The organism is Halobacterium yunchengense (genome assembly GCF_037031165.1).
GTDB lineage: Archaea > Halobacteriota > Halobacteria > Halobacteriales > Halobacteriaceae > Halobacterium > Halobacterium yunchengense.
In genome coordinates this window covers 925,221-940,626 of the sequence record NZ_JAYEZL010000001.1, presented here as the reverse complement: position 1 = coordinate 940,626, position 15,406 = coordinate 925,221, and the positions used below count along the sequence as shown (strand labels likewise).

Below are 15,406 nucleotides of genomic sequence, written 5' to 3'. Positions count from 1 at the left end.
CGCGAGAGCGATGTGGGAGTCCGCATTTCGAGGGTCGACGCGTGACCGTTCACGCGCTCAGGCGAACTTCCGGACCGTGACGTCGAGGGTGTCGAGGTCGAGGATGGGAGCGGTGGCGACGTCCGGGTCGATGTTCACGGACTTCTGGAAGGCGGTCTGGTGCTGCCAGCACCCCGAGTTCACGAGGCGGACGTTGTGGTAGCCGCCGACGCCGAGCTTGTGGACGTGGCCGGTGTGGAAGACGTCCGGCACCTCGTCGACGACGAGGTAGTCGCGGTCCTCGGGCGCGACCCTGGTGCGCCCGCCGAACTGCGGGGCGACGTGGCGCTTCTTCAGGAGCTGGGCCATCGCCCGGTGGGGGGCGTCGTAGGAGACGGCCTCGCTGGGGTTCTCCGCGATGATCTCGTCGATGGAGACGCCGTGGTACATCAGGACGCTGACGCCCTCCACGGTGACCGTCGAGGGGTTGCCGGTGAAGCGGGCGTCGTGAGCGCTCATGATCGAGCGGAGCTCCTCGTCGAAGGCCGGCTGGGGTTCCGCGAGCCGGACGGCGTCGTGGTTCCCGGGGATCACCACGATCTCCACGTCGCCGGGGACGTCCTTGAGGTGCTCCGCGAACGTCTCGTACTGCTCGTAGATGTCGACGATGTCGAGTTCCTCGTCCTGGTCGGGGTAGACGCCGACCCCCTCGACCATGTCGCCCGCGATCAGGAGGTACTCGACGGGGTCGGCCTCGTCGGTGTGCAGCCAGTCCGCGAACGCCGACCAGGCGTCCGCCGCGAACTCCTGGCTGCCGACGTGCACGTCGGAGACGAGCGCGGCCTGCACGTGGCGGTCGGCCGTCGACGGCCGGTGCGTGCGCGGGACGTCGGGGAAGTGGAGCTCGTCGGCGAACAGGATGCCGCCGTCGTCCGAGAGCGTCCCCTCGACGGCGACGACCTCGTCCAGGAGGAGTTCGTCGACGTGCTCGGCGATGTCCCGGTCTTTCATCACGAGCGCGGGGAACACGCCGTTCGTGTCCTCGAGTTCGACGAGCCAGTGGCCGCTCGCCGTCGAGCGGACGTCGTTGACCATGCCGACGACGGCGGCGTCGCTGCCGCCCGGCATCGAGTCGAGTGCGTCCGTCGGCCGGTGGTTGACGCGGCCGCGGAGCTTCTTCGAGAGGCGGTCGTAGCGGTCGCGGAACGTCGCGACGAAGTCCTCGTACTCGCCGGTCCCGGTCGACTCGCCGGTGATGTCGCCCTCGATGGTCACGCTGCGGTCGGCGGACTCGGCCTCGTCAGCAGCGCGGCCGCTGCCGTCGCGGCCGGCGCTGTCGCGGTCGGCATCGTCGCGGCCGGCGCTGTCGCGGTCGGCATCGTCGCGGCCGGCGCTGTCGCGGTCGGCATCGTCGCGGTCGGCATCGTCGCGGTCGGCGTCGTCGCGGTCGGCATCGTCGCGGTCGGCGTCGTCGCGGTCGGCGCTGTCGCGCTCCTCGTCCACCCGCTCGCCGTCCCCTTCGGCGTCGTCGAAGTTCGTCGCGGAGTCGCCCGGTCCGGGGTCGGTCTCCACGCCGCCAGTCCCGACCCCCTTCGTTTCTACTGGAGATTCCGTCCCTGTCTTCGTTTCATTCGTCGATTGTGCTCCAGTAGAAGCGGTGGTTTCCGGCGTTCGTCGAGTGTCCGGTCCCGTCGCCGACGCGGCGGCCCTGGACGTCTTCGAGTCGGTCCCGGAAGCGCCGTCCGCACCGTCGGCGGTGTCCGTGGCGACCGCCTCCGCGCCAGGACTGGCGGCTCCGCCCGTCCCCTCGCTCCCCGTTCCTGGACCACCGCCCCCAGCGGCACTGTCGGCCGAGCCAGCGTCGAACTCGTCGGCGGAGCTGTCGAGCGCGTCGTCGAGTACCTCGCGGACGTGCGCGGTCGTGAGCGTGAGCGCGTCCTCGGGCGCGTGCTCGACTGCGCGCTCCACCGCGTCGACGGGGTCCGTGGCGCCCGCCAGCAGCGTCACCGCCTCGCGTTCGGCGTTGTACCCCCGGCTGGTCAGTTCACGAACGACCCGAACTGGGGGTTCTCGCGGCACACCACGTCCGCACGGCGACCGCCAGCAAAAGGATGGCGGTCCCGGGGTCGACGGAGTGTACGGTGCCGACGTGGGACGCGGCGCCCCGCTGTCTCCCCGACGACACGCAGAGGGGAAGGTTGAAACGCGACACCACCGAACCTCGGGGTAGATGACGAGTGGCGACGACGTGCCCGACCCGTGCGGCGGCCTGCGGGACGCGGTCGTCTGGTTCCTCCGCACCGACCACGCGGGCGTCCTCTTCGTCCGGGAGGCCGCCAGCAGCGCGCTCACCGTCGCCATGGTCGGCGTGTTGCTGTTCGCGGTCAGCGGCGTCTGGCCGCCGCTGGTCGCCGTGGAGAGCGGCAGCATGCAGCCGAACATGCAGCGTGGCGACCTCGTGTTCGTGATGGACGAACAGCGGTTCGCGCCCGAGTACGCCGAGGGCGACACCGGTATCGTCCCCCTGCGTGCGGCCGAGGACTACGGCTACCGGCAGTTCGGCGGGTACGGCGACGTCGTCGTCTACGAACCCGGCGGGAACGGCAGGGCGACGCCGGTCATCCACCGCGCGCACTTCTGGGTCGAGGACGGCGAGAACTGGTACGAGGAGGCCGACCCCGACTACGTCAGCGCGGACAGCTGCGAGGAACTCCGGAACTGTCCCGCCCCCCACGCCGGCTTCATCACGAAAGGCGACAACGAGGTCACCAACGACTACTACGACCAGGCCCGGGGCATCTCCTCGCCCGTGAAGCCCGACTGGATCCGCGGCACCGCCGAGTACCGCATCCCCCACCTCGGCTGGGTGCGGCTGACCTTCGGGAGCGCCGTCGCCGCCGACGCGTCCGACCCGGGAACGGCCGTGCAGTCGGACTCCGGGACGACCGTTCGATCCGACCCGGGACCGAGCCCTGGTGACGGCCCGGGCGGCGACGTCGGAGTCGCGGTCGCGCCGCTGACGTAGCCGTTCGCTGGCCGCTGCCGTACGCGACCGCTGCACGGAGACGGACGCGTCCGCTCGTCGCGAACCTACGTCGTCTTCGACGAGCCGTTTCGACGCCCGGCCGTCCGGAGCTCTCGTTTCCTCGACGCAGCGTCACTCGACGCGGCGTCACTCGACGTCCTGCCGCTCGACGCAGCGTCACTCGACGCAGCGTCACTCGACGTCCTGCCGCTCGACGCAGCGTCACTCGACGTACAGCGAGTAGACGATGACGGCGAAGCCCACGACCGTGAGCGCGCTCTCGATGAGCACGGCGTTCGTCCGCTGGACCGCCAGCGCCTGGTCCGCGATGCCGGCGAGCAGCGACCCGAGCGTCACGAACCCGAACCCGACCGCCAGCGACCGCAGCGCCGGGGACCCGGTGCGCTGCCACGCCTTCACCGCGAAGTACGTGACCGCGCCGCCCAGCAGGAGCGTGATCGACTTCAACGCCACCAGCGCCGTGTAGTGTGTCATGTTTCCTTGCTCACCTCCGCCCAGAGCGTCTCGAGGCGCTCGTCCGTCGACGCCGTCGGCCGCGTGACGCCGACGTCCAGGGTCCGGTCGTCGTCCAGGCGGATCACCACCTCCTCGAACACGAGGTCGTACTCGGTCGTGTGGTGGCCGTCCGGCTGGAGGACCGCGCGCTCCTCGAGGAGCGCGGCGTCCGTCAGCAGCTCCAGCTTCCGGTAGGTCGTCGACAGCGGGATGTCGCACTCCTCGGCGAGCTCCTTCGCCGTCGACGGCTCCCCGAGCGCCTCGATGATGCGTCTGCAGCCCTCGTCGTCCAGCGCGTCCAGGACGGCCTGGAGGTCGGGCGCGTCGTCCATCCCGAGCGGAGCACGCATCACCCCTACTCTCGGTGATGCCGCGGGTTAACAGCCGCTCACGTTCCCAGCCTCTGGGAACGTCGAACCGCCGCGCCGACAGTCGTTGGGAGCGTCGAAGCGCCCGATTCTCGGTCGCTGGGAACGAGTCCTACCGCGCTGGAATCGCGGGCACGTATTACCTACCGGTGTGCGGTAGGTCCACCTGGGTGACAGACAATGACCCAAACGACGGCCGGGACGACGGACGCGAACGTGTTCGAGTCCCGCCTCGGCGGCGTCACAGTCCGCGGGCAGGCCCACAGCCTCAGCGCGTGGTTCGTGCTCGCGCTCCGGCTGATGATGGGGTACGCGTTCCTCTCCTCCGGCGTGGACAAGGTCCTGTCCGGGAGCTTCAGCGCGGGCGGCTACCTCGCGAACGTCGCGTCCACGAACGGCAACCCCCTCGAGGGGATGTTCGCGTGGATGGCGAACACGCCGTGGTTCCTCGACTTCGTGAACGTCGCCGTCCCCTGGGGGGAGACGCTCATCGGACTCGCGCTCCTGCTCGGCGTGGTGACGCGGTTCGCCGCGTTCTGGGGCGCGTTCATGATGCTCCTGTTCTACTTCGGGAACTGGAGTGTCGGCCACGGGTACGTGAACGGCGACTTCGCGTACATGCTCACGTTCCTCGCGGTCGCGGCGTTCGGCGCCGGCCGCATCCTCGGCGTGGACGCCTGGCTGGAGGAGGCAGAATTCGTCCGACGGAACGGCTGGCTGCGCTACCTCCTCGGGTAGCGTCGCCCCCGTGGTTTCGCGTGGAGGAGGACCGGTACGCAGCCACACCTTCTCGACTTGAAACGAAGGGGGTGGTAGTGGGGCGTGTAGCGACAGTCGGAGGGAGTGAGTGGCGGGAGTGTGCAGTGACCGTTGGCGAGAGTGTGGCGCCGGTCAGTTGTCGAAGCGCGCCTGGACGAACGGCGTCACGTTCTCGATGTCGCTGAGCCGGGAGTCCGCCTCGAGGACGGCCTCCGTCTCGTCGACTGGCACCGACAGCGAGATCTCCTTCGTGCGGCCGTACCGGCCCTTCGAGACGACGACGGCGTTCACGATGCCGAGCATGTCGAGTTCGCTGATGAGGTCGGTGACGCGGCGCTGCGTGAGGACGTCGGCGTCCAGCTCGTCGCACAGCGTCTTGTAGATGTTGTACACCTCGCCGGTGTTCACGTTGTGGACGCCGTTGTCCTCCAGGAGGAGGATGGCGTACAGCACGAGCTTCGACTGGGTCGGGAGGGTGCGGACGACCTCGACGACGCGGTCGAGTTCGATCTTGTCCTGCGCGCGCCGGACGTGCTCCTCGGTGACGCCCTCGGCCTGGTCGCGCTCCGCGAGTTCGCCCGCCGTCCGCAGGAGGTCGAGCGCGCGCCGCGCGTCCCCGTGCTCCTGGGCGGCGAACGCCGCGCAGAGCGGGATGACGTCCTCGGAGAGCGCGTCCGCCTTGAACGCCACGTCCGAGCGGTGCTGGAGGATGTCCCGGAGCTGGTTCGCGTCGTACGGCGGGAACACGATCTCCTCCTCGCCGAGGCTCGACTTCACCCGGGGGTCGAGGAAGTCGGTGAACTTCAGGTCGTTCGAGATGCCGATGATGGAGACCCGGGAGTTCTCCAGCTCGGAGTTCATCCGGGAGAGGTTGTAGAGGGTGTCGTCGCCGGACTTCTCGACGAGCTTGTCGATCTCGTCGAGCATGATGACCGCGACGCGCTCGACGTAGTCGACGGCCTCGAAGAACCGCGTGTACACGCGGTCGGTCGGCCACCCCGTCATCGGGACGTCCTCCATCTCGGATTTCTCCTGGAGGAGCGCCTCGATGCGGTCGTCGACGGCGTCCACGGAGTCGAAGTCCGCGTCGCCGGCCGCGAGCGCGCCCGGGTCGCTCTCGGCCTCGTTGCGGAGGTCCTGGAGTTCCTCGACGCGGTCGTCGACGAACCCGCGGTTCTGCTCGATGAACGTGTTCGCGAGCTGCGCGAGCACGCGGTACTGGGTGTCCGTCACCTCGCAGTTGATGTACTCGACCTCGCAGGGGACGTCGTACTTCTGGGAGGTCTTCTCGAGTTCCTGGCTGACGAACTTCGCGCTCGCGGTCTTCCCCGTCCCCGTCTTCCCGTAGATGAGAATGTTCGACGGCGTCTCGCCGCGCAGCGCGGCGACGAGGATCGTCGCCATGTTGTTGATCTGGTCTTTGCGGTGCGGGAGCTCGTGTGGCGTGTACGACGGCCGCAACACCTCCTTGTTCTCGAAGATGGGTTCGCCGCTGAGCAGGTCGTCGAAGAGCCCCTCATCGCCCTCGTCGTCCTCGAGGACGTCGTCGAGGTCGACCTCGAAGTCCCGGTCGGCGGTGCGTCGACCGTCCGTTTGCGGTTCGTCTGGCATGTGTCGAGTTGCAACCCCCTCGTTTCGAGTGGAGAGCGCCGCGCGTCGAGAGAACGCCACAGACCGTCGAGAACCCGGCGTTCAGAGCGGTTCTGTGACGGGGCGCTCCAGTTGATGCAGATGAACCAATGGAAACGAGAGTGACTAATAAGTTTCGATGGTGCCGAACCGGAGAGGCTCCTCCACCTGCAGCGGGGGTCCCGGCGGAGAGTTTCTGGGGTTCGAACAGTAGGGTCGTCCTAGATCCGAGCTCGGAGCGCTCCACGGATCGGTTCGACCGGGTTTGTCGAAAGTCACCGGCGCTGTGAGTTCAGAGACGGTACTGCGAGACAGTTTCTGACGCACTTCGAGTGAGGTAACTCGTGTGAGGTAACTCGTGTGAGGTAACTCGTGTGAGGTCCCGCCTGAGACAGTCGCGGGGAGTCAGTCGCGGAATGCTGGCAATCGTGGGATGGCAGCGACGAGTTTGGATGGAGTTGCGCTGGGTTGACGGGAAGGGGAACGAGAGCGGGAACGGCGTCATCGCCGGAGCCACTGACCGACGGTGCGAGCGGAAGCGGCAGACACGATCGCCGTCGTGTGAGAGGGTCGATGCCGACGGTGCTCGGAGACTCCCTGGCGGTTAAAGAGCGTTGGCTCGTCGAGTACCTCGGTTTCTGTCCTAGGGTTCCAGGGGAAACGGAGGGGTTAGGATGAGGGTGAGGGGGACGCCCCCTACCCCTTCGTTTCAACTGGAACGCCGAGGGGAGAGGTGGGCGAGAAACGCAGTTACGCGATGCAAAAGACTAAGTGCAAGCTGTGAAAACAATAACCGCAAACTACTCCGGCAACTTCATTGTATTCGGTGATTGGTCTAGGAGAATTCTCGTTCGGTCCGATTGCTCTTTCGTCGTCGGACCCGCCCGTGGCTCCCTCCCACTCCACTCGAAACGAAGGGGTGGGGGCCTCGTGGGACGCGGCTGCTGACCTCCTCGACCCCGGAGTTCTGTGTCGTCTCCACTCTTTCAAGTCTCACTCCCAGCATGAACTCTCGGTAACTCCCTCCCACAGTGAACTCTTGTCCTGCCAGTCGCGGTAAGATTCGCTTACTCTCGCTGCTCGAGCTGCCGAGTACCGAACCAATCTACCGGTCGGTGGTGTACTCGCCCGGCTGGCGTTTCGTTCGATCGCCTCCGATCTGTCGGCGATCGATCTCGGTGGTGTGCCTCCCTCGAAACCGCACCGACCACGGTCGGATACGTCCCGATCGCCGCTGCCCGGGATCCCTCTCGCCCCGTCTCGACGCCCGTACCGTGCTCTCCCACCCGAATCGCACGTCTGACGTAGGTTTAAGTCGCTAGGCCGGCTCTACCCTCCCAACCGTCCGTGCTCTGCGTCAAGCATACAAGGCGCGGGGTGCGTATGGAGGCCAAGGATGGGACTGTTCGCAGAACTCAGAGACAGCATCTCTCGAGTCACGGCGAGTCTGTTCGCCGACGACTCGGAGCCGAAACGAATCGGGATTTACGGACCGCCTAACGCCGGGAAGACGACGCTCGCGAACCGCATCGCCCGCGACTGGACCGGCGACGCGGTCGGCCCGGAGAGCCACATCCCCCACGAGACGCGTCGCGCACGCAGAAAGGAGAACGTCGAGATCAAGCGCAACGGCAAGACCGTCAACATCGACATCGTCGACACGCCGGGCGTCACGACGAAAGTCGACTACTCGGAGTTCCTCGAGCACGACATGGAGAAAGACGAGGCCGTGCGTCGCTCCCGCGAGGCGACCGAGGGCGTCGCCGAGGCGATGCACTGGCTGCGCGAGGACGTCGACGGCGTCATCTACGTCCTCGACTCCACCGAGGACCCGTTCACGCAGGTGAACACGATGCTCATCGGCATCATCGAGAGCCGGGACCTCCCCGTGCTCATCCTCGCGAACAAGACCGACCTCGAGGACGCGAGCATCAAGCGCGTCTCGAACGCGTTCCCCCAGCACGAGACGATCCCGCTCTCCGCGCTGGAGGGCGACAACATGGACGAGGTCTACGCGAAGATCGCGGAGTACTTCGGGTGACCCACCATGCCTGAAACGACAAGCGAAGGCGGTTCGCCCGACGGCGTCCAGATCGACCTCATCAGCGCCGAGCGGATGTCCGGGCAGACCTCGATGGAGAAGATCCGCACCATCCTCGACAGCGTCCGCGACGGCAAGATCGTCGTCCTGGAGGCGGGGTTGACGCCGGACGAGGAGTCGAAGCTCATCGAGGTGACGATGACCGAGATCAACCCGGACGGGTTCTCCGGCATCGAGATCGAGAGCTTCCCGCAGTCCGACGCCAGCGACACGAGCCTGCTCGGGCGCCTGATGGGCAAGCAGTCGACGTCGAAGCTGACGGTCATCGGGCCGGCGAACCAGATCCAGTCGCTGCACAAGGACGAGACCCTCATCAGCGCGCTCATCTCACGCAAGTAATGCCACACCAGTGTACGAACTGCGGGCACGTCTTCGAGGACGGCTCCAAGGAGATGCTGTCGGGGTGCCCGGACTGCGGCGGCAACAAGTTCCAGTACCACCCCGGCGACGTCCCCGACGACCAGCCGTCGACGGACGCCGAGCCGCCGGAGCAGACGGGCGGCTCGGTCACTGGCGCGGTCGGCCGCGCCGCCAACAGGGTCCGGGACGCGGTCACCGGCGACGACGCGGCGCCCGCGGAACGTACCGGTGGCGGCGAGCGCAGCGACGAGGACGCGTCCACGGCGTCGACGACAGCCGACGCGGTGACGGCGGCGTCGTCGGCCGACGTCGGCACGGACGACAGCGACGCACTCGACGACGACAGCGACGCACCCGAAACCGGGGGCGACAGTGCGGCGACCGCCGACCGGCCGAGCCCGGAGTCGACGGCCGACGCGACGGACGCCGAGGTCTCCAGCGGCGGCGTCGACGCGGCGACGGCGGACACCGAGGACACCGCGCAGGCGTCCGCCCGCAGCGAGGTCGTCGACCGGGACTCGCTGCCGGACGCCCCCAGCGACGGCCGCGTCGTCAAGGAGCCCGACGACCCCGACGACCGCCCCGACCTCGAGGAGCTCCGCGACGAACTCAACGACCAGTTCGAGTCCATCCGCATCGTCGCGCCCGGCCAGTACGAGCTCAACCTCATGGAGCTGTACGACCGCCAGGAGTACATCATCGCACTCCAGGAGGACGGCCAGTACGTCATCGAGGTGCCGGACGCCTGGGAGGCCGACACCGTCGACGAGTGAGTCAGCGAACAGTCCCCTCTCCTCGTTCGTCGACGAGTTCCTCGCGTTCCCGTCAGTTCCACGTCGGCGACACTCCAGTGGTCCCGGTCTGTCCGCCCACCGTTTCCAGTCGAACCCGCCCCCTCACCGAGTGTCGAAGTTGTTTTCCCGGTCGGCCCGTCCAGTCCGGTAGATGACGCTTCGCGGCCACGCGCTGGCCGTCCTCGCCGCGCTCCGGCGCCGCGTCGAGGCCGTCGTCGCGGCGTTCCCGGCGGTGCTCGCGCGGCTCGGGCTGGTCGACCGGCGGAAGGGCGAGGAGGCGTTCGACCTCGCGCTCCCGGCGATGGTGACCGGCGGCCTGCGGACGGTGCTGCGGACGACGGACTTCCTGATGGTGAGCGTCGCGGCCGGCGAGGTCGCGGTCGCCGCCCTCGAGTTCGGGTTCCAGTTCTACTTCGTCCCGTTCGGTCTGGCGCTCGCGCTTACATCCGGCACCATCAGCGTGGTCTCCCGGCTGAAGGGCGCCGACGACGACGCGGCGGCCGACTTCGCGATCAAGCAGTCGCTGTGGCTGTCGCTGCTCGTCTCCGTCCCCATCACCGCCGGCGCGTGGCTGTACGCCGACCCGCTCGTCGGCCTGCTCGCGGGCGACCCGCGGACAACCGCGCTCGGCGCGGACTACCTCCGCGTCGTCATGCTCTCCGTGGCCTTCCGGTTCTGGAGCATGACGGCCGCCCGCGCGCTCGCCGGCGCGGGCGACACGCGCACTCCGATGTACGTCCGCCTCGTCACGCTCCCGACGAACATCCTGCTGAACGCCGTGCTCATCTTCGGACTGCTCGGGTTCCCGGAGCTCGGCGTCGTCGGCGCCGCGTGGGGGACCGCCCTCGCGAACACGGTCGCGGGCGTGGTCTTCTTCGGCGTGCTCCTGTCCGGGCGGTGGAGCGTCCGGCTCCGACTCGGCGGCAAGCAGTGGGACTGGCGCGTCGCCAGGGAGATCGTGCGCGTCGCGCTCCCACTCGCCGGCACGCGGCTCTCGCGGACGTTCGGCCGATTCCCGTTCCTGTTCGTGCTCGGCGTGCTCGGCACGCACGTCGTCGCGGCCTACGCCATCGGACGGCGCGTGATGCTGCTCGCGCTGATGCCGGCGTGGGGGTACGCGACGGCGTCCTCGACGCTCGTCGGCCAGCGCCTCGGCGCCGGTGACCCCGACGAGGCCGCCGACTACGGCTGGCAGACGCTGCGCATCGCGCTCGTCACGCAGCTGCTCATCGGCGCCGCGCTCGTCGTCGCCGCGCCCCCGATTGCGCGGCTGTTCGGCGCGAGCAACCTCGCGCTCACGGTGACGTTCATCCGGCTGTTCGGCCTGAGCGTCGCCGCGTTCTCGGTCTCCCGGACGCTCCGCGGCGGCCTGCGGGGCGCGGGCGACACGCGCTGGCCGTTCTACGGCGGCGTGCTGGGCACCTACGTCGTCCGCCTGCCGCTGGCACTCGCCGCGCTCCCGGTCGGCTTCGCCGTCGGGCCGTTCGCCCTCGGCGCGGTCACGGTCCCCGCCGTCTCTCCGGGGCTCGGCCTCGGGCTGGCCGCCGTCTTCGCCGCCATCCTGGGGGACATGTACGCGCGCGCCGCGGTCAACTTCCTGCGGTTCCGCTCGGGCGCGTGGCGCGCGTACGGCGCTCGCACGCCGACCGACGCGGACTGACAGCGAGGCCAGCGCGTTCGCGGCGGATCGAGTGCGCACAGCACGTCGAATCGACTGCGTGGCGGCGCGCCGAACGACACCAATTTAAGTCACAGCGGCCGAATCTCCGTCCATGAGCACGGCAACGAAAGTCGTCATGGGCACGCTCGGCATCGCCGTCGTCGTCTCCCTGATTATCGTCGCGAACGTCGCGTAGATGTTCTCGGAGCGGACGCTCTCGGGGGACCTCGACGCGGTCCGCGACGCGTACGCGCCGGGCGCGCTCGTCCTGGACTGCCAGCGGGACTTCCAGACGCTGCCGCCCGAGCACCGGGACGACCTCGCGCTCCTCACGGACGCCATCACGCCCCACGAGTACAGCGCGGAGTGGCTGCCAGCGGACGCGCCACAGATTCTCCACCGGCTCGCGTCCGGGGACCTCGTCGTCGGCACGCCGGGCGACGGCGCGGTCGCGTGGACGACCCAGACCGACCCGCCGGTCGTCTTCGTGAAAGCCAGAGTCGAGGGGACGCCGGAGGCGTTCGCGGACTTCCTCGTCGCCGAGGCGCTCGTGGAGGCCGGCCTCGACCTCCCAGAGCAGTTCCTCGGGTTCTTCCGCGAGCGGTACCGGGACTTCGACGCCGCGGTCGACGCCGCCCCCGCGACCGTCTACCAGCTCGCCGCCGCCTGCTTGGACGCCTACCGCGGCGTCCACACGCGAGCGGAGTTCGAGACGTGGGCCGACGACTACCCGGCGCTCTACGACGCGTGGACCGACGCCGGAGACCGCCTCACGGGCCGTCTCGCCGGTCTCAGCGGCGAGGTCGCGCGCGGCGAGACGTCGTTCTCGGACGCCGCGGAACTCGCCTGCGGCGCGGTGAAACACGACGTCGACGTGCCCGCGCCGTTCGCGGCGCTGGACACGCTCGCGTACCGGCGCCACGGCGCCGACTACGCCGTGACGTGGGCGGAGAAGGTCTTCGAGGCGTCCGACGTCGACGACTCGTAGACGGTACAGGGGTGCGGCAGTCGTACGGTGGGCGTCGACAGTCGAAACCGGCCAGTGGTCGGCGCTGTGGTTCAGTAGTCGGCGACGAGGTTGCCGTCCTCGTCGAGTTCGACGACGACGTCGCTCTCCGCGCGGAACGCCTCGATGGTGTCGGCGTCGTGGACCTCGTCGGAGACGTGGACGAGCGCCACCGCGTCGTGTTCGTCGAGCAGGTCGCCGAGCCGCGAGAGGGCGTCGAGCGCGCGGTCCTCGTCGGCGTAGTACGCGAGCTCGGTGAGTGAGTCGAGGCTGATGCGGCGCTTCCCGGGGTTGTCGGTGAGGAACTGCTCGACGGCGGCGAGGATGCCGTCGACGTCGTCGGGCGCGGAGACGTAGTGGACGTGGCTGGCGCCGCGACGCGAGTATCCGCGGTCGACGGAGAGCGTGTCCAGGATCTCCGCGCTGTCCTCGTCGACGTCGTAGTACTCGAGTTTCTGCGTGACTTCGCGGGCGGTGGTGCGCGTGGACACCACGAGGAAGTTGTCGGTGTCGGTCTTCAGGAAGTCGGTGTCCACGCGGTCGGTCTCGCCGGTGCTCGGGTGGAGCAACAGCACGACGGTGCCGCCGGGGACGGAGTCCGGCGCGCCGTCGATGGCGAGGTCGTAGTCCATACCGCAGGCAAGCGCCCACGCCGTCTTAACCTTCCGGGTTGAGTGGTTCCGCGCGCTCGCCCGACCGCGGACGGAGTACTCGCGACCGATTGCGGACGAAGCACTCGCGTTCGACCGCTGACGAAGCACTCGCGTTCGACCGCTGACGAAGCACTCGCGTTCGACCGCGGTCAGAACACGCTGTCGGCGGTGGCGGCGCCGACGACGCTGAAGATGGCGCCGACGGCGGTCGCCTTCGCGGTGAGCGGCACGAGTACCGGCGTCTCTGTGCCGAGGTCCAGTTGCGTCGCGAACGTCCACGGCGCGTTGAGCGCGAGCGCGAGCACGAGCACGGACCCGAACGCCACCGCCATCAGGGAGACGAAGCGGACGGGGACGCCGGCGACGTCGGCCTCGCGGTCGGGGTCGCGGTCCACGTCGGCCTCGTAGAGCGCGCCGTACCCGATGCCGAACACGACGAGCGTGGTCGCGAGGGTGTGCGGCCACGCCATCTGCGAGGCGAGCAGCCAGACCTCCTCGGTGACGACGAACGGGCCAGCGAGCAGGAAGCCGCCGACGACCTGCTGGGCGGTGTCCGCGAACCGGTAGCGGCGGCGCCGGCCGACCATGCCGGCACGCTCGTGGACGAGCGCCAAAACCGCTGCGGTGTGTGAGGCGTCCCGGCCGCCCCCGGAGTGTGAGGGACACCCTCTCGCCGTGTCGGACCCTCTCGCCGTGTCGAACCTCCTCGCTGTGTCGGACACCCACTCGCCGTGTCGAACCTCCTCGCTGTGTCGGACACCCACTCGCCGTGTCGGACACCACCTTCGCTGGGGTTTTTGCGGCCCGCCGCGTGCCGTCGAGCATGAGCGTTCGCGAGGAGTTCGACGAGTGGGCGGCGTCCGGCCGCGACAGGGGTATGGAAGAGCGACACTGGCACACGGCGAAGCACGTGCTCGCGCGGATGCCCGTCGAGGCCGACGACTACGTGCTCGACCTCGGCACGGGGAGCGGGTACGCGCTGCGGGCGCTCCGCGAGCGCGGCGTCGCGCGCGGCTACGGTCTGGACGGCGCGCCGGAGATGACACGGAACGCCAGCAGCTACACGGACGACGACCGCGTCGGCTACGTCGTCGGGGACTTCGGGAGCCTGCCGTTCGCCGACGACGCGGTCGACCACGTGTTCTCGATGGAGGCGTTCTACTACGCCAGCGACCCCATCGAGACCCTCGAGGAGGTCCGGCGAGTGCTCGCGCCGGGCGGGACGTTCTACTGCGCGGTGAACTACTACGAGGAGAACGTCCACAGCCACGACTGGCAGGACAGCATTAGCGTGGAGATGACGCGCTGGGACCGCTCGGAGTACCGCGCGGCGTTCCGGGAGGCCGGGCTGTACGTCGCCGAGCAGGACAACGTCCCGGACCGCGAGGTGGAGATCCCGCCCGCGAGCGCGTTCCCCCACGAGGGCTTCGAGACGCGCGAGGACATGGTCGAGCGCTACCGGACCTTCGGCACGTTGCTGACGGTCGGCGTGGGGCCCTGACGCGGAGCAGTACGCCGGTCACAGCAGCGTCGCGTCCCCGGGCCGGAACCCGACCGTCGCCTCGCCGGTCGGCGGGCGCTCGCGCGTCTTCACGAGGACGTCGCGGCCGTCCCAGTCGCAGTGCGCGCGGTAGGCGTCCCCGAGGAACTCCACGCTCTCGACGCGCACCGGGAACCGGTTCGACTCGCAGTCGAAACTGAGGTTCTCCGGGCGGACGCAGAGCACGTTCCACTCTCTAGACGAACTCTCGACGTCGAATTCCTCGCCGTCGACTACGACGGAACACCCCTCTGTTTCTACTGCAGTCTCGGCGTCGAAGACGTTGTTGTCCCCCACGAACTCCGCGACGAACCGCGACGCCGGCTCGCGGTAGACCGCCTCGGGCGTTCCCACCTGCTCGACGCGGCCGCCGTTCAGCACGGCCAGCCGGTCCGAGACCGACAGCGCCTCCTCCTGGTCGTGCGTGACGTAGACGGTCGTGATCGCCAGCTCGGACTGGATCCGCTTCACCTGGACGCGCAGTCGTTCGCGCAGCCGCGCGTCCAGCGCGCTCATCGGCTCGTCCAGCAGGAGCACGCTCGGCCCCGGCGCGAGCGCCCGCGCGAGCGCCACGCGCTGCCGCTGGCCGCCCGAGAGCTCGTCGGGCTCGCGGTCCCCGAACCCGGCGAGGTCCACCAGTTCCAGCAACTCCGAGACGCGCTCCTCGCGGGACCGGTCGCCCGGCGGCTCGCGGAACCGCAGCCCGTACGCGACGTTCTCCGCGACGCTCATGTGCGGGAACAGCGCGTACGACTGGAACACGACGCCGACGTCCCGGTCCTCGGGCGGCACGCCGGTCATCGACGCGCCCGCGAACCGCACGTCGCCGCCGTCCGGCGACTCGAAGCCAGCGATCAGGCGCAGCGTCGTCGTCTTCCCGCAGCCCGACGGCCCGACGAGCGTGAAGAACTCGCCGTCCTCGACCGAAAGCGACACGTCGTCGACGGCGGTCGTCGCCCCGAACTCGCGGGTCACGCCGTCCAGCTCCAGGCGCGTCATCGCCGCCCCTCCCCGCC

The 15,406-nt window shown here is 69.1% G+C and carries 15 protein-coding genes; 8 read left to right on the top strand and 7 right to left on the bottom strand.

The features are described from left to right. Positions 1-57: 57 nt before the first annotated feature. Complete coding sequence (locus U5911_RS04820) at positions 58-2,058, bottom strand: DNA-directed DNA polymerase II small subunit (protein ID WP_336035741.1); 2,001 nt, start codon at positions 2,056-2,058, stop codon at positions 58-60. A 151-nt stretch (positions 2,059-2,209) separates the two neighbouring features. Here U5911_RS04820 and U5911_RS04815 point away from each other — a divergent pair, with 151 nt between their 5' ends. Beyond that, a complete protein-coding gene (locus U5911_RS04815) occupies positions 2,210-3,004 on the top strand; it encodes a S26 family signal peptidase (RefSeq protein WP_336035739.1) in 795 nt (264 codons plus the stop codon). A gap of 222 nt (positions 3,005-3,226) precedes the next feature. Here the strand turns inward: U5911_RS04815 and U5911_RS04810 are convergent, their stop codons facing one another. Both U5911_RS04810 and U5911_RS04805 read right to left on the bottom strand, forming a co-directional pair. Continuing rightward, positions 3,227-3,499: a DUF7521 family protein gene (locus U5911_RS04810; protein ID WP_336035737.1), complete on the bottom strand. Its 273-nt coding sequence runs from the start codon at positions 3,497-3,499 to the stop codon at positions 3,227-3,229. Continuing rightward, positions 3,496-3,870, bottom strand: a complete 375-nt coding sequence (locus U5911_RS04805; protein ID WP_336035735.1) for a helix-turn-helix domain-containing protein — start codon at positions 3,868-3,870, stop codon at positions 3,496-3,498. Before U5911_RS04805 ends, U5911_RS04810 begins: the two co-directional genes overlap by 4 nt. 198 nt (positions 3,871-4,068) lie before the next feature. On the opposite strand from U5911_RS04805, the gene U5911_RS04800 reads away from it, so the two are divergent. After that, a complete protein-coding gene (locus U5911_RS04800; RefSeq protein WP_336035733.1) occupies positions 4,069-4,626 on the top strand; it encodes a DoxX family protein in 558 nt (185 codons plus the stop codon). Positions 4,627-4,779: 153 nt separating this feature from the next. On the opposite strand, the gene U5911_RS04795 is transcribed toward U5911_RS04800, so the two are convergent. After that, positions 4,780-6,258 carry a Cdc6/Cdc18 family protein gene (locus tag U5911_RS04795; protein ID WP_336035732.1) on the bottom strand — a complete coding sequence of 493 codons (1,479 nt, stop codon included), beginning with the start codon at positions 6,256-6,258 and terminating at the stop codon, positions 4,780-4,782. Positions 6,259-7,672: 1,414 nt separating this feature from the next. Here U5911_RS04795 and U5911_RS04790 point away from each other — a divergent pair. The 5 genes from U5911_RS04790 to U5911_RS04770 all read left to right on the top strand — a co-directional run bounded on the left by U5911_RS04790 (position 7,673) and on the right by U5911_RS04770 (position 12,179). Then, positions 7,673-8,317: an Era-like GTP-binding protein gene (locus tag U5911_RS04790; protein ID WP_336035730.1), complete on the top strand. Its 645-nt coding sequence runs from the start codon at positions 7,673-7,675 to the stop codon at positions 8,315-8,317. A 6-nt stretch (positions 8,318-8,323) separates the two neighbouring features. Beyond that, on the top strand, positions 8,324-8,716 hold the full coding sequence (locus U5911_RS04785) for a DUF2073 domain-containing protein (protein ID WP_336035728.1): 393 nt from the start codon (positions 8,324-8,326) through the stop codon (positions 8,714-8,716). Beyond that, complete coding sequence (locus U5911_RS04780; protein ID WP_336035726.1) at positions 8,716-9,510, top strand: OapC/ArvC family zinc-ribbon domain-containing protein; 795 nt, start codon at positions 8,716-8,718, stop codon at positions 9,508-9,510. Before U5911_RS04785 ends, U5911_RS04780 begins: the two co-directional genes overlap by 1 nt. A 172-nt stretch (positions 9,511-9,682) precedes the next feature. Continuing rightward, positions 9,683-11,191: an MATE family efflux transporter gene (locus tag U5911_RS04775; RefSeq protein ID WP_336035724.1), complete on the top strand. Its 1,509-nt coding sequence runs from the start codon at positions 9,683-9,685 to the stop codon at positions 11,189-11,191. Positions 11,192-11,387: 196 nt separating this feature from the next. Then, positions 11,388-12,179: a DUF7089 family protein gene (locus tag U5911_RS04770; protein ID WP_336035723.1), complete on the top strand. Its 792-nt coding sequence runs from the start codon at positions 11,388-11,390 to the stop codon at positions 12,177-12,179. Positions 12,180-12,250: 71 nt separating this feature from the next. Here the strand turns inward: U5911_RS04770 and U5911_RS04765 are convergent, their stop codons facing one another. Both U5911_RS04765 and U5911_RS04760 read right to left on the bottom strand, forming a co-directional pair. Then, entirely contained in the window at positions 12,251-12,829 is a 579-nt protein-coding gene (locus U5911_RS04765) for a DUF7090 family protein (RefSeq protein WP_336035721.1), read from the bottom strand. Positions 12,830-12,999: 170 nt separating this feature from the next. Next, entirely contained in the window at positions 13,000-13,437 is a 438-nt protein-coding gene (locus U5911_RS04760; protein ID WP_336035719.1) for a DUF2391 family protein, read from the bottom strand. 236 nt (positions 13,438-13,673) lie between these two features. Between U5911_RS04760 and U5911_RS04755 the strand changes: the two genes are divergently transcribed. After that, positions 13,674-14,351, top strand: a complete 678-nt coding sequence (locus tag U5911_RS04755) for a class I SAM-dependent methyltransferase (RefSeq protein WP_336035717.1) — start codon at positions 13,674-13,676, stop codon at positions 14,349-14,351. 18 nt (positions 14,352-14,369) lie between these two features. Here U5911_RS04755 and U5911_RS04750 read toward each other — a convergent pair whose 3' ends face one another. Continuing rightward, the gene (locus U5911_RS04750; RefSeq protein WP_336035715.1) at positions 14,370-15,389 is read right to left on the bottom strand and encodes an ABC transporter ATP-binding protein; all 1,020 of its coding nucleotides are present in this window, start codon (positions 15,387-15,389) and stop codon (positions 14,370-14,372) included. Positions 15,390-15,406: the final 17 nt, after the last annotated feature.

Coding starts and splice junctions, on each gene's coding strand:
- U5911_RS04815 (WP_336035739.1), top strand. CDS start 2,210: ATGACGAGTGGCGACGACGTGCCCGACCCGTGCGGCGGCCTGCGGGAC.
- U5911_RS04810 (WP_336035737.1), bottom strand. CDS start 3,499: ATGACACACTACACGGCGCTGGTGGCGTTGAAGTCGATCACGCTCCTG.
- U5911_RS04805 (WP_336035735.1), bottom strand. CDS start 3,870: ATGCGTGCTCCGCTCGGGATGGACGACGCGCCCGACCTCCAGGCCGTC.
- U5911_RS04800 (WP_336035733.1), top strand. CDS start 4,069: ATGACCCAAACGACGGCCGGGACGACGGACGCGAACGTGTTCGAGTCC.
- U5911_RS04795 (WP_336035732.1), bottom strand. CDS start 6,258: ATGCCAGACGAACCGCAAACGGACGGTCGACGCACCGCCGACCGGGAC.
- U5911_RS04790 (WP_336035730.1), top strand. CDS start 7,673: ATGGGACTGTTCGCAGAACTCAGAGACAGCATCTCTCGAGTCACGGCG.
- U5911_RS04785 (WP_336035728.1), top strand. CDS start 8,324: ATGCCTGAAACGACAAGCGAAGGCGGTTCGCCCGACGGCGTCCAGATC.
- U5911_RS04780 (WP_336035726.1), top strand. CDS start 8,716: ATGCCACACCAGTGTACGAACTGCGGGCACGTCTTCGAGGACGGCTCC.
- U5911_RS04775 (WP_336035724.1), top strand. CDS start 9,683: ATGACGCTTCGCGGCCACGCGCTGGCCGTCCTCGCCGCGCTCCGGCGC.
- U5911_RS04770 (WP_336035723.1), top strand. CDS start 11,388: ATGTTCTCGGAGCGGACGCTCTCGGGGGACCTCGACGCGGTCCGCGAC.
- U5911_RS04765 (WP_336035721.1), bottom strand. CDS start 12,829: ATGGACTACGACCTCGCCATCGACGGCGCGCCGGACTCCGTCCCCGGC.
- U5911_RS04760 (WP_336035719.1), bottom strand. CDS start 13,437: ATGGTCGGCCGGCGCCGCCGCTACCGGTTCGCGGACACCGCCCAGCAG.
- U5911_RS04755 (WP_336035717.1), top strand. CDS start 13,674: ATGAGCGTTCGCGAGGAGTTCGACGAGTGGGCGGCGTCCGGCCGCGAC.
- U5911_RS04750 (WP_336035715.1), bottom strand. CDS start 15,389: ATGACGCGCCTGGAGCTGGACGGCGTGACCCGCGAGTTCGGGGCGACG.